This window comes from Gallaecimonas pentaromativorans (assembly GCF_003751625.1).
Taxonomy (GTDB): Bacteria; Pseudomonadota; Gammaproteobacteria; order Enterobacterales; family Gallaecimonadaceae; genus Gallaecimonas; species Gallaecimonas pentaromativorans.
Map to the genome: position 1 here is coordinate 261,781 of NZ_RJUL01000007.1, position 12,922 is coordinate 274,702.

The window sequence follows — 12,922 nt, forward strand, 5'->3', positions numbered from 1 at the left end:
CCATGTTGGCCCGTTTCTTTATCGACCGCCCGGTCTTTGCCTGGGTGCTGGCCATCATCATCATGATGGGCGGCCTCTTTGCCATTCGTACCTTGCCGGTGGCCCAGTATCCGGACGTGGCGCCACCCACCATCAACATCAACGCCACCTACACCGGCGCCGACGCCAAGACGGTGGAAAACTCGGTCACCCAGATCCTCGAGCAGCAGCTGACCGGTATCGACGGCCTGCTGTATTTCACCTCGTCCAGCTCTTCTTCCGGCCAGGCCAGTATCTCTGCCGTTTTCGAGCAAGGCACCGACGCCGACACCGCCCAGGTACAGGTGCAAAACAAGGTGCAGCAGGTGACCTCCCGGCTGCCTACCTCGGTGCAATCGCAAGGGATAACCGTTACCAAATCCCAGCATGATTTCTTGATTGTTTTCGCCCTGTACGACACCACCGACCAAGCCACCTCCAACGACGTGGCCGACTTCCTGGTGTCCAACATGCAGGACCGCATCGCCCGTCTCGAAGGGGTGGGCGATGTGCGGGTGTTCGGCGCCCAGCATGCCATTCGTATCTGGCTGGACCCCACCAAACTGGCGGCTTACCAGTTGATGCCGTCGGACATCACCAGCGCCCTTGAGGCCCAGAATACCCAGGTGGCTGCCGGTAGCATCGGCGGCCAGCCCAGTCCCGACCAGCAAGAACTGAACGCCACTGTTACCGCCCAATCGATGCTGCAAACCCCGGAGCAGTTCCGCAACATCATCGTTAAACACAACTACCAGGGCGCCGACGTCAAACTGAGCGACGTGGCCAAGGTAGAGATGGGCAGCGAAAGCTACGGCGCCGCGCCGCGCCTTAACGGCCACCCGGCATCGGGCATGGCGGTGATGCTGGCACCCGGCGCCAACGCCTTGACCACCGCCGAGCGGGTTCGCGCCGCCGTGGCCAGCATGAAGGGCACCTTCCCGGCCGGCTACCAGGTGGCCTTCCCCCGTGACAGCACCGCCTTTATCAAGCTGTCTATCGAGGAGGTGGTCAAAACCCTGTTCGAGGCCATAGTGCTGGTGATCATCGTCATGTTCGTGTTCTTGCAGAACTGGCGAGCCACCCTGATCCCGGCCATCGCCGTGCCGGTGGTGTTGCTGGGCACCTTCGGGGTGCTGGAGATCTTCGGCTACTCCATCAACACCCTGACCATGTTTGGCATGGTGCTCTCGATAGGCCTGCTGGTAGACGACGCCATCGTGGTGGTGGAGAACGTCGAGCGGGTGATGCGCGAAGACAAACTCTCGCCACGGGCCGCCACCATCAAGTCCATGAAGGAGATCACCCCGGCCCTTATCGGCATTGCGGTGGTGCTGTCGGCGGTGTTCCTGCCCATGGCCTTCTTCGGCGGCTCCACCGGGGTGATTTACCGCCAGTTCTCCATCACCATCGTTTCGTCCATGGTGCTGTCGGTGGTGGTGGCCCTGACCTTAAGCCCCACCCTTTGTGCCAGCCTGCTCAAGCCCTCCGACGCCGAGCATAGCCACAAGGGCCTGTTCGGCTGGTTTAACCGCACCTTTGATGCCATGACCGACCGCTACGCCGGCCGGGTTGGCCAGGTGCTGAAAAAACCGGTGCGCTGGATGCTGGTGTACGGGCTGGTGATCGCCGCCCTGGCGGTGCTGCTGGTGCGCCTGCCCACCGGCTTTTTGCCCAACGAGGACCAGGGCAGCACCATGGTGCAGTTCAACCTGCCCACTGGCGCGTCCATGTCGCGCAGCCGCGACGTGGCCAAGCAGGTTGAGGACTATTTCATGACCCAGGAAAAAGACAACCTCAACACCATCTTCACCATTTCGGGCTTTAGCTTCGGTGGCAGCGGCCAAAACGCCGGTATGGGCTTCTTGTCGCTCAAAAACTGGGATCAGCGCCCCGGAGCCGAGAACAGCGCCGGCGCCATCTCGGCCCGCGCCAACAAGAACCTGGCCAAGATCCGCGACGCCCGGGTGTTCTCCATGCTACCGCTGGCCATCCGCGGCCTGGGCCACAGCGCCGGGTTTGACTTCCAGTTGCTGGCCAACGCCGGCACCTCCCGCCAGCAACTGACCGAACTGCGTGACCAACTGCTGGCCGAAGCCCGCCAGGACCCGCTGCTAAGCTCGGTGCGCGAAGGCTCCATCAGCGACACCCCGCAGCTCAAAATCAACATCGACGACGCCAAGGCCTCGGCCCTGGGACTGAGCTTGTCCAATGTCACCAACACCCTGTCCACCGCCTGGGCCGGCCGTTATGTGAACGATTTTCTGGACAAGGACAGGGTCAAGCGGGTTTACGTGCAGGGCGACGCGCCCTACCGCTCCAAGCCCGACGATCTGCGCCACTGGTTTGTGCGCGGCACCGACAGCGACGGCAACACCACCATGACCCCGTTCTCGGCTTTCTCGTCGGTGAAATGGACCTCGGGCCCCCAAAGCCTGGACCGCTTCAACGGCAACGCCTCCTATGAGCTTCAAGGCTCCGGCAACGGGGTCAGCTCCGGTGAGGCCATGAACGAGATGGTGCGCCTGGCCAAAGCCCTGCCGGGCCATGCTATCAGCTACGCCTGGAGCGGTCTGTCTTACCAGGAGCAGCTATCCAGCGGCCAGGCGTCGATGCTCTATACGGTGTCCATCATCGTGGTGTTTTTGTGCCTGGCCGCCCTTTATGAGAGCTGGACTGTGCCGTTCTCGGTGATCTTGGTGATCCCGCTGGGGGTTATCGGTGCCGCCCTGGCCGCTACCTTGCGCGGCCTTGAAAACGACATCTACTTCCAGGTAGCACTGCTCACCACCATTGGTCTTTCATCCAAGAACGCCATTCTTATCGTCGAGTTTGCCGAAGAGGCATACGAGCGCGGTAAATCGGCCCTTGATGCGGCCATGGAAGGGGCACGGCTGCGGCTGCGGCCCATTTTGATGACCTCCCTGGCCTTTATTTTCGGCACCCTGCCCCTGGCGCTTTCCAGCGGCGCCGGCGCCAACAGCCGCATCTCCATCGGCACCGGTATCGTTGGCGGCACCCTCACCGCCACGGTACTGGCCATCTTTATGGTGCCGCTGTTCTTCGTGCTGGTGCGCCGCTTCTTCCCGGCCAGAAAGCCGGTGTACAGCAGTGACTTGGAGTAAGGCCATGACCGACCATAAAACCGCCCTGGCCTTATTACTGGCTGCCCCTTTGCTGTTGGCGGGGTGCAACCTGGCCCCCGACTACCAGCGCCCGGCCGCGGACATTCCGGCCAAGCTGCCCCTTGGGGCCGCCGATGGCCAGCCGCAACAAGCCGCCAGTGCTGCCGCGCTGCCCTGGCGCCAGTTCGTGGCCGACAGCCGCCTGCAACAGGTGATTGCCAAGGCCCTTGCCAGCAACCGCTCCTTAAAAGAAACCCTGGCCGATGTGGCATCGGCCAGAGCCACTTACAAGGGCCAGTACGCCAGCCAGTTCCCGGAATTGGACGCCAGCGTCTCCTCCAGCCGCGCCAAGACCACCAGCGGCAGCATTACCAGCAGCAGCGAAGCCACCCTTGGCCTGTCGAGCTACGAGATAGACTTGTTCGGCAAAGCCCGCAACATGAGCGAAATGGAGCTGGAAAATTACCTCTCCAGCAGCGAAACCTTGCGGGCCGCGCAGATCAGCCTGATTGGCGAAACCGCCAATGCCTGGCTGACCCTGGCCGCCGACCACTCCTTGCTGAAACTGGCCGAAGAAACCGCCGCCAGCGCCCAGCAAACCATGGCCATCAGCCAAAAACGCCTAGCCATGGGGGTAGACTCGCGGGTCGATCTGGCCGGCGCCGAGACCACCTACCAAAGTGCCCGGGCCGATGTGGCCAGCTACAAGACCCAGGTGGCCCAGGACATCAACGCCCTGAACCTGTTGGCCGGGCAACAGCTGCCGGCAGAGCTGCTGCCTGCCGCCCTTGCAGATAACGGCCAGTGGCTGAGCGATGTGCCGGCGGGGCTCTCTTCCGATGTGCTGCTAAGCCGCCCCGATGTGCTGGCCGCCGAGCATGACCTTAAAGCCGCCAACGCCAACATCGGCGTGGCCAGGGCTGCCTTCTTCCCGAGCCTGAGCCTGACCGCCAAAGGCGGGGTGGGCAGTGACGCGCTGTCAGATCTCTTCAACGGCGCCAGCAGTATCTGGTCGGTGGCTCCCAGCCTGACCCTGCCCATTTTCGATGCCGGTGCCAACAGCGCCCAGTTGGCCTACACCAAGGCCCAGCGGGACAAATACCTGGCCGCCTACCAAAACGCGGTGCAAACCGCCTTTAAGGAAAGCGCCGACGCCCTGGCCCGGCGCGGCACCATAGAGGAGCAACTGGCGGCCCAAAGCGCCCTGGTGGCAGCGGCCCAGCAAAGCTACCGGCTCTCCTTTAAGCGCTACCAGGCCGGTATCGACAGCTTCCAGGACGCCCTGAGTGCCCAGCGCACCCTCTACAGCGCCCAGCAGGGGCTGATCAGCACCCGCCTGACCGAGCTCAGCAACAGGGTTACCCTGTACCGGGTGCTGGGCGGGGGCCTGGCCGGCACTGCGGCCGAAGCGCCAGCAACACCATAAAAAAGGGCGCCAACCGACGCCTTTTTTAGATCTCGGTGTCGTCCAGCCGGCTTAAATCCGCTGCGGCCTGGCGCAGCTGCGGCGCAAAGGCCAGCAGCCCGTCCAGGCTCAGCCGCAATTTGGGGGCATGAACGTACAGGCAGGCCACCAGCTTGCCCCGCCCGTCTTTGATGGGGACAGAGCAGGCCACCATGCCGTCGATGAACTCTTCATCGTCGGTGCCGATGCCGGTTTTGGCGATGCGGTCCAGCTCGGCGTTCAGGGCGTCAAGGTCGGTAATGGTGTTGCGGGTCATGGCCTTGATGGGCAGGGAGGCCAGCACCGTCTGGCGCTTGGCCTTGGACAAAGAGGCCAGGTACAGCTTACCGGACGAGGTGCACCACACCGGGGTGTGGCTGCCTTCTGGCAGGTAAATCTGCAGCGGCCAGTTGGCCTGCACCCGGTCGTAGTACACCATCTCCAGACCATTGGGGATGGAGATGCCGCAGGTTTCCTGCACCGCGTCCGCCAGCCGCTGCATGATGGCCTGGCGCGAGGTCTTGAAGCGGTCGGCATGCCAGACCCCCATGCTCAACTGATAAAGGCGGTTACCCGGCTCCCACAGGCCGCGCAGGTTCATCTGCAAGAAGCCGTCCTGTTTGAGCTGGGCCAGCAGCCGGTGCACGCTGGGCTTGGGAATATCCAGGCCGTGGGCAATATCGGCCGGCGACAACGGCGCCTCGGCGTTGGACACCAGTTCGATGATCTCCAGCACCCGGCTGATGGCCGAGCCCTTATCGCGTTTTGTGGTCAAGGGGTTACCTGCGTGCCAAAAAAGTCGGTTAATGGTGGCGTTTTCATCCCCGCCCTGCAACACCCGAGAGCGGCCCATAAAAAAAGCCGCCCGCAGGCGGCCAAAACTCGCGGGGGTTTTTACTTCATGGTAGGCATGGAGAATTCGGCCCCTTCCCGCACGTTGGCCGAGGGCCAGCGCTGGGTAATGGTTTTGCGGCGGGTGTAGAAGCGGGCGCCGTCCGGGCCGTAGGCGTGCAGGTCACCAAACAGGGAACGCTTCCAGCCGCCGAAGCTGTGGTAGGCCACCGGTACCGGCAGCGGCACGTTGATACCCACCATGCCCACCAGGACGTTGTCGGAAAAATAACGGGCCGCTTCGCCGTCGCGGGTGTAGATGCAGGTACCGTTGCCGTACTCGTGGTCGTTGATGAGCGCCATGGCCTCTTCCATGGTGTTGACCCTTACCACCTGCAGCACAGGGCCAAAGATCTCGGCCTGGTAGCTGTCCATGTCGCGGGTAACCCGGTCAATCAGGGTGGCGCCGACGAAAAAGCCCTCTTCAAAGCCCGGCACCGTTACGCTGCGGCCATCCACCACTACCTTGGCACCCTGGGCCTCGGCACTGTTGATGTGGCCTACCACCTTTTCCTGGTGGGCGCGGGTGATGACAGGGCCAAAGTCGTTTTGCTTATCGTGGTAAGCGCCGACCTTCAGGCCCTGCATGCCGGCCTGCATTTTCTCAATCAGGGTGTCCGCTGCGGCGTCGCCCACCGCTACCGCTACCGACAGCGCCATGCAGCGCTCGCCGGAGGAGCCAAAGGCGGCTCCCAGCAGGGAGTTCACCACGTTGTCCATGTCGGCGTCGGGCATGACGATGGCGTGGTTCTTGGCGCCCCCCAGGGCCTGGCAACGTTTGCCATGGCTGCTGGCGGTGGCGTAGATGTACTCGGCCACCGGGGTGGAGCCTACAAAGCTCACTGCTTGTACCCGAGGGTCGGTGAGCAGGGTGTCTACCGCTTCTTTATCGCCGTTGACCAGGTTGAACACCCCGGCCGGCAGGCCGGCTTCCTGCAGCAGCTCACCAATAAAGAGGGTGGCGGACGGGTCGCGCTCGGAGGGTTTGAGCACGAAGGTGTTACCGCACACCAGCGCCATGGGGAACATCCACAGCGGCACCATCACCGGAAAGTTAAAGGGGGTAATGCCCGCGACGACGCCTAGCGGCTGCATCTCGCTCCAGGCGTCGATGGCCGGGCCGACGTTCTTGGTGTACTCGCCTTTTAACAGCTCCGGGGCGCCGCAGGCGTACTCGACGTTCTCGATGCCGCGCTGCAGTTCACCGGCGGCGTCATGAACTATTTTGCCGTGCTCCTGGCCGATGAGTTCACAAATTTTGTCGCTGTGCTGCTCCAGCAATTCCTTGAAGCGAAACATCACCCGCGCCCGCTTGATGGGCGGGGTGTTGCGCCAGGCAGGATATGCGGCCTGGGCGGCGGCGATAGCCTCTTCCACCGTGGCCTTGGGGGCCAGGGCCACTTTTTTCTCGACCTTGCCGGTGGCGGGGTTGAATACGTCCTGGGTGCGGGCCGCGTCCATGCGCGGCTGGCCGTTGATGAGATGTCCGATGGTAGTCATTGCAAATCTCCTTGGGGGCTGGGCATCAGGCCCAAAGCTGTTCGTAAAGGGTGACGATGTCTTCGGCGCTGGGCACCCGCGGGTTGTTGCCGGGGGAACCCGAGGCCAGGGCCTGCTCGGCCATGGTGTGGCGCACCGCGAAGAAGCGGTCTTTGTCGATGCCAAAATCCGCCGGGCTTGGCACCTTGAGTTCGGTGTTGATGGCCACCAGCTCTGCCAGCAATTTCTGGTTGGCCAGTTCGGTTGGATCGTCCATATGGGCAAACCCCAGGGCCCTGGCGCAATCGGCGTAACGCTCGGCGGCAGCAGGGATGGACCAGGCGGTTACCGCCGGCAGCAACATGGCGTTGGACAGGCCATGGGGCACATGGAAGAAGGCGCCGATGGGCCGGCTCATGCCGTGCACCAGCGCCACCGAGGCGTTGGAAAAGGCGATACCGGCCAGGGTAGCGCCCAGCATCATTGCCTCGCGGGCGGCTTTATCGTCGCCCTGGTGGTAGGCGCGACGCAGGTTGGGCCCAATCAGGCCCATGGCGGCCAGGGCCTGGCTGTCGGAGTAGGGGCTGGCCTTTTTGCTGACATAGGCTTCGATGGCATGGGTCATGGCATCGATACCGGTGTCGGCGGTGGTGCGGGGCGGCACCGTTAAGGTCAGCTCGTAATCAATCAGGGCCGCCACCGGCATAAAGCCAACGCCGGCGCAGAGCAGTTTCTCGTCGGTCTTTTCATCGGTGATGATGGTAAAGCGGGTCGCCTCCGAGCCGGTGCCGGCGGTGGTGGGGATGGCGATAATCGGCAGCCCCGCCTCGTTAACCTGGCGCGGGAAACGGTAGTCGTTAATGACGCCGCCAAATTTCCCCAAGATGGCGATAGCTTTGGCGCTGTCGATAGGGCTACCGCCACCGAGGGCCACTACGGCGTCAAAGTCGCCGGCGCGCACTTTGTCTACCCCGGCCTGAATGGAGGCGGCGGTGGGCTCGGGCACGGTGTCGGCAAAGACGTCGCTGGCAATGCCTTTGGCCGCCAGCAGGGTTTGCACCTTATCGAGGTAACCGAGCTGCACCATCATTTTGTCAGTCACCAGCAGCGGCTTTTTGCAGCCAAAGGTAGCCAGCAACTCGGGCAGTTTTTGAAGCGCGCCGGGGCCGACTTCCATCACCCGGGGCAGAACGACTGAGGCCATAAGACCCTCCTTTAAGGCGCCCGGCCGGGCGCCAACTGACACATGCTCAGAAGGCACCGAACATGCTACCAAGACCAATCACCACCACCAGGCCGGCCAGGGCCGCAGGAATGGTGACCATGAAAATATCCAGATACGACTGCCGGTGGGTCAGGCCGCAAATGGCCAGCAAGGTGATCACGGCGCCGTTATGGGGCAGGGTATCAAGCCCGCCAGAAGCCATGGCTGCCACCCGGTGCAGCAGCTCCGGCGACACCCCGGCCTGGGTAGCCAACTGCATGTAGGTATCGCCCATGGTGTTAAGGGCAATGCTCATGCCGCCAGAGGCCGAGCCGGTAATGCCGGCCAGCACGTTCACCACCACCGCTTCGGAGATCAAAATGTTGTCTGGCGACAAGTTCAACATCAGCGCCTTGAGTACTCCGAAGGCGGCCAAAGAGGCGATCACCGAGCCATAACCCACTTCCGATGCGGTGTTGAAAATCGGCAGCAGGGAGCCAAGGGTGCCCTTGTTGAGAGTGTCTTTGAGGTTGCCCCAGCGCCGCCAGTTAAAGGCCACCAACGCCAGGCAAGCCAGCAGCAGCGCGCTGATGATGGACCAGATCCCCAGCACCGCGCTGAGCTCGGTGTGGCCAAACTTGGCCTCGGCCAGGTAGCTGTTGTTAAGGGCCGGGAACAACACCTTGCTAAAGAGGTAGTTGCCTAGCACCACCAGCACGATGGGCAGCAGCGCCACCCACAGCGGCGGCAGGCGGCTGGTATCAAAACCGCTTTCCTGGCTGTCGGGGTGGCTGCCATAACCTTCACCGGCCAACCGCGCCTTGCGGGCCCGGTATTCCATCCAGCCCCAGCCACAACCAAACATCACCACAGCGCCGATAAGGCCAAGGCCAGGGGCGGCAAAGGCGTCGGTGCCGAAAAACGGCATGGGTATGGCGTTCTGAATGGCCGGGGTGCCGGGCAAGGCGGTCATGGTAAAGCCCAAGGAACCAATGGCGATGGCCCCGGGGATCAGCCGCTTGGGCACATCGGCTTCACGAAACAGCGCCGCAGCGATGGGAAACACCGCAAAACCCACCACGAACAGCGACACGCCGCCGTAGGTCAACAGCGCACAGGCAAGGGCTATGGCCAGCACCGCCCGTGAGCCGCCCAATTTGCCCACCAGGGCGTGGGCGATGGCCCGGGCCGAGCCCGAATCGTCCATCAACTTGCCGAAGATGGCCCCCAGCAGGAACAGCGGGAAGTATTTGATGATGTAGCCGCCAAGGCCGGTCATGAAGATTTGGGTGTAGGTGCCCAGCAACTGGTTGCCTTCACCGCTCAGCAGCACCGCCAACATGGCCAGCAGCGGCGCCAGGATCAACACACTGATGCCGCGATACGCCAGGTACATCAGCAACCCCAGCGACAGCACTATTCCTATCAAACTCATGTTTTCCCCCAAAGGCAGCGCCGTACTTGGCACCCTTGTTGTTATTGGTTTTCTGGCGGTTCTGCCTGGGCCTGTTGCACCGGCCCTTATGCTGCCAACCCCGCCACACAACGAAACAAAATCAATTTTCGATACGAAACGTATCATTATCGATCAAAATAACCCTGTCAAACCCAATCGACATTTACGTAAACGTCAAATTACTGCTCGTTAGGCTGAGCCTGGGCAGCACCTGTATCGGGAAAATTCAGAAATGCATTTTTCACCACTGCCCAGGGCTGCGCCGGGCGGCTGGCTCAAGTACACTAGGGGCGATTTGAAAAGGATGAGCCCATGGCAGACAACAACAGCACCGACTTTGGCTATAAATCGGTCCCGGTGGCAGACAAAGCCAAGATGGTGGCCGGGGTGTTCCACTCCGTGGCCGGCAAATACGACGTAATGAACGACCTGATGTCCATGGGCATCCACCGGTTGTGGAAGCGTTTTACCATCGACCTTTCCGGGGTGCGCACCGGCCAGAAGGTGCTGGATCTGGCCGGCGGTACCGGCGATCTGGCCGCCAAGTTTGCCCGTATCGTTGGCGACAGCGGTGAAGTGGTATTGGCCGACATCAACGACTCCATGCTCAATGTCGGCAAGGAAAAGCTGCGCAACATGGGCATCGTCAGCAATGTGCGCTTTGTCCAGGCCAACGCCGAATGCCTGCCCTTCCCGGACAACCACTTCGACCTCATCACCATCGCCTTTGGCCTGCGTAACGTCACCGACAAACTGGCGGCACTCAAGTCCATGCAACGGGTACTCAAGCCCGGTGGCCGCCTGCTGGTGCTGGAATTCTCCAAGCCCGCCAACCCGCTGCTGACCCAGGCCTACGACATCTACTCGTTCAAGGTACTGCCAGCCATGGGCAAACTGGTGGCTGGTGACAGCGAGTCTTACCAATACCTGGCCGAGAGCATCCGCATGCACCCGGACCAAGAAACCCTCAAGGCCATGATGAAAGACGCCGGATTTGACGAAGTGGAATACCACAACCTCACCGGCGGCATCGTCGCCCTGCACCGAGGCTTCAAGTTCTAAGATGCCGTTCAAGCAGCTTATCCAGGCCCTAGCTCAAACCGGTGCCAACCGTTTGCTGGCACTGGATGATTCCAGCGGCCGCCGCTTGGGGCGCCTGAGCGGCAAAACGGTGCTGGTGCAACTGACCGACATCAACCTTGGCCTCGGTTTTGTGGTGCTGGACGACGGCCTGCTGGTGACCGGCGATCTGGCCGCCCCCGACGCCAAGGTGGCCCTGCCGGTGGCCGCCATCAAAGAGCTCAAGGACAGCGCCAACCTGCCCCGCGCCATCAAGGAAGGGCGCCTGGAGCTGACCGGCGACCCGATGCTGCTCAAACAGTTCTCGGAACTCTTTGCCAAGCTCGACATCGACTGGGAAGGGGAACTGGCCAAATACCTGGGCGATGTGCCGGCGCACCTGCTGTTTAGCGCTACCGCACGCCTCAGCCGGCGCCTGGCAGGCAGTGCCGGCCGCTTTGCACAGTGGGGCGCCGAGCAGCTCACCGAAGAGTCCCGGCTAACCCCCAATGCCCTCGAGCAGCGCCAGTTCTTTGATGATGTAGACGACCTGAAAAGCGCCCTGGCCCGCCTGGAGAGGCGCCTTGCGGCGCTGGAGCACCGATGAGCAGCCTGCGACTCTATAAAGTCTTAAAAACCTTTTTAAACCATGGCCTTGACGACCTTATCCCAACCCGGTTCTGGCCTTGGTACATGCGCCTTTGGCGGCTGTCGCTGTTTTGGATCCCCAACCGCCACAAGCAAAAGCCCCGCGCCGAGCGCTTACGCCTGGCCCTGGAAAGCCTGGGCCCGGTGTACATCAAGTTCGGGCAAATGCTCTCAACCCGCCGCGACCTGATGCCCGACGACATCGCCCAAGAGCTCACCAAGCTGCAGGACAAGGTGCCGCCCTTTGACGGCAAGGCGGCCCGCGCCAGTATTGAGCGCAGCCTTGGCGGCCCCCTGGAGCAGTGGTTCAGCGACTTTGACGAAAAGCCCCTAGCCTCAGCGTCTATCGCCCAGGTGCACACCGCCCGCCTCAAGGACAGCGAAGTGGAAGTGGTGCTTAAGGTGATCCGCCCCGGCATCGCCAAGGTAATGAGCGCCGATGTGGAGCTGATGAGTACCTTCGCCGCCATCGCCGCCAAGGTGATGCCAGACGGGCGCCGCCTCAAGCCCAAGGAAGTGGTGCGCGAATACCAAAAGACCCTCTTTGACGAGTTGGATTTGTTGCGCGAAGCGGCCAACGCCATCCAGCTGCGCCGCAACTTTGAAGGCTCGGATTCTCTCTATGTGCCGGAGGTTTACCCGGATTTGTGCCGCAAGCGGCTGTTGGTGATGGAGCGCATCTACGGCATTCCGGTGGCCGATGTCGAGACCCTCAAGGCCAACGGCACCAACCTCGAGCGCCTGGCAGAGAAGGGCGTGGAAGTGTTCTTCACCCAGGTGTTTCGCGACTCGTTCTTCCATGCCGACATGCACCCAGGCAACATCTTCGTGGCCTATGAAAATCCCGAGAACCCCAAGTACATCGGCATCGACTGCGGCATCGTCGGCACCCTGGCCAAGGAAGACAAACGCTACCTGGCCGAGAACTTCGTGGCTTTCTTTAACCGCGATTATCGCAAGGTGGCCGAGCTGCATGTGGATTCGGGCTGGGTGCCTTTTGACACCAGCGTTGATGAATTCGAAGTGGCCATTCGCACCGTCTGCGAGCCCATCTTTGAAAAGCCCCTGGCAGAAATTTCCTTTGGCCAGGTGCTGGTGAATCTCTTTAACACCGCCCGGCGCTTTAATATGGAAGTGCAGCCACAGCTGGTGCTACTGCAAAAGACCCTGCTCTATATCGAGGGCCTGGGCCGCCAGCTTTACCCGCAGCTGGATCTGTGGAAAACCGCCAAACCGTTTTTAGAGGATTGGCTCAAAGATCAGATGGGCCCCAAGGCCATGCTGCGCCATATCAAGTCCAATCTGCCGTTCTGGGGCGAGAAGCTGCCGGAGCTGCCGGACCTGTTGTATGACAACCTGCGTCTGGCCCGAGACTGGCAACAGCGCCAGTCCCAGCGGGAGCAACACCACCACCAACTGCACCAGCAACAATTACAGAAACAAAGTTTGCGCATTCTTGCCGCTACCCTGCTGGTGTGCGGCGCCATACTTTATGGCAAAGTGAACGTATGGGTGCCAGCAGCTCTGGCTTTAGCCTCGGCGGCAACCTGGATAAAGGCGCTGCGTAAGTAGGCGCTACTTAGAATCGTGTAACCACGTTG

Annotated in this window: 9 protein-coding genes; 5 read left to right on the forward strand and 4 right to left on the reverse strand. The window is 61.8% G+C overall.

Annotation, left to right across the window (positions count from 1 at the left end; all coding sequences use genetic code 11):
- Positions 1-2: 2 nt before the first annotated feature.
- Complete coding sequence (locus tag EDC28_RS14325) at positions 3-3,140, forward strand: efflux RND transporter permease subunit (RefSeq protein ID WP_123422057.1); 3,138 nt, start codon at positions 3-5, stop codon at positions 3,138-3,140.
- A 4-nt stretch (positions 3,141-3,144) separates the two neighbouring features.
- Positions 3,145-4,566, forward strand: coding sequence for an efflux transporter outer membrane subunit (locus EDC28_RS14330; protein ID WP_123422058.1), 1,422 nt, complete (start codon positions 3,145-3,147; stop codon positions 4,564-4,566).
- Between the two features lie 25 nt (positions 4,567-4,591).
- Here EDC28_RS14330 and EDC28_RS14335 read toward each other — a convergent pair whose 3' ends face one another.
- From EDC28_RS14335 to EDC28_RS14350, 4 genes are all read right to left on the reverse strand, one after another.
- The gene (locus tag EDC28_RS14335) at positions 4,592-5,359 is read right to left on the reverse strand and encodes an IclR family transcriptional regulator (protein WP_050659806.1); all 768 of its coding nucleotides are present in this window, start codon (positions 5,357-5,359) and stop codon (positions 4,592-4,594) included.
- Between the two features lie 119 nt (positions 5,360-5,478).
- Positions 5,479-6,975, reverse strand: coding sequence for a CoA-acylating methylmalonate-semialdehyde dehydrogenase (locus EDC28_RS14340; RefSeq protein ID WP_123422059.1), 1,497 nt, complete (start codon positions 6,973-6,975; stop codon positions 5,479-5,481).
- 25 nt (positions 6,976-7,000) lie between these two features.
- Positions 7,001-8,158, reverse strand: a complete 1,158-nt coding sequence (locus EDC28_RS14345; protein WP_123422060.1) for an iron-containing alcohol dehydrogenase — start codon at positions 8,156-8,158, stop codon at positions 7,001-7,003.
- 46 nt (positions 8,159-8,204) lie between these two features.
- Positions 8,205-9,593, reverse strand: coding sequence for a GntP family permease (locus EDC28_RS14350; RefSeq protein ID WP_050659769.1), 1,389 nt, complete (start codon positions 9,591-9,593; stop codon positions 8,205-8,207).
- 333 nt (positions 9,594-9,926) lie between these two features.
- On the opposite strand from EDC28_RS14350, the gene ubiE reads away from it, so the two are divergent.
- From ubiE to ubiB, 3 genes are read left to right on the forward strand one after another with little or no spacing between them, the layout of a single operon-like run.
- Entirely contained in the window at positions 9,927-10,676 is a 750-nt protein-coding gene (ubiE, locus tag EDC28_RS14355) for a bifunctional demethylmenaquinone methyltransferase/2-methoxy-6-polyprenyl-1,4-benzoquinol methylase UbiE (RefSeq protein ID WP_050659768.1), read from the forward strand.
- 1 nt (position 10,677) lies between these two features.
- Entirely contained in the window at positions 10,678-11,280 is a 603-nt protein-coding gene (locus tag EDC28_RS14360) for a ubiquinone biosynthesis accessory factor UbiJ (RefSeq protein WP_123422061.1), read from the forward strand.
- The gene (ubiB, locus tag EDC28_RS14365; RefSeq protein WP_123422062.1) at positions 11,277-12,893 is read left to right on the forward strand and encodes a ubiquinone biosynthesis regulatory protein kinase UbiB; all 1,617 of its coding nucleotides are present in this window, start codon (positions 11,277-11,279) and stop codon (positions 12,891-12,893) included. The genes EDC28_RS14360 and ubiB overlap by 4 nt, the downstream gene beginning before the upstream one ends.
- The last annotated feature ends 29 nt before the right edge of the window (positions 12,894-12,922 follow it).

Coding starts and splice junctions, on each gene's coding strand:
- EDC28_RS14345 (WP_123422060.1), bottom strand. CDS start 8,158: ATGGCCTCAGTCGTTCTGCCCCGGGTGATGGAAGTCGGCCCCGGCGCG.
- EDC28_RS14360 (WP_123422061.1), top strand. CDS start 10,678: ATGCCGTTCAAGCAGCTTATCCAGGCCCTAGCTCAAACCGGTGCCAAC.
- ubiE (WP_050659768.1), top strand. CDS start 9,927: ATGGCAGACAACAACAGCACCGACTTTGGCTATAAATCGGTCCCGGTG.
- EDC28_RS14340 (WP_123422059.1), bottom strand. CDS start 6,975: ATGACTACCATCGGACATCTCATCAACGGCCAGCCGCGCATGGACGCG.
- ubiB (WP_123422062.1), top strand. CDS start 11,277: ATGAGCAGCCTGCGACTCTATAAAGTCTTAAAAACCTTTTTAAACCAT.
- EDC28_RS14330 (WP_123422058.1), top strand. CDS start 3,145: ATGACCGACCATAAAACCGCCCTGGCCTTATTACTGGCTGCCCCTTTG.
- EDC28_RS14325 (WP_123422057.1), top strand. CDS start 3: ATGTTGGCCCGTTTCTTTATCGACCGCCCGGTCTTTGCCTGGGTGCTG.
- EDC28_RS14350 (WP_050659769.1), bottom strand. CDS start 9,593: ATGAGTTTGATAGGAATAGTGCTGTCGCTGGGGTTGCTGATGTACCTG.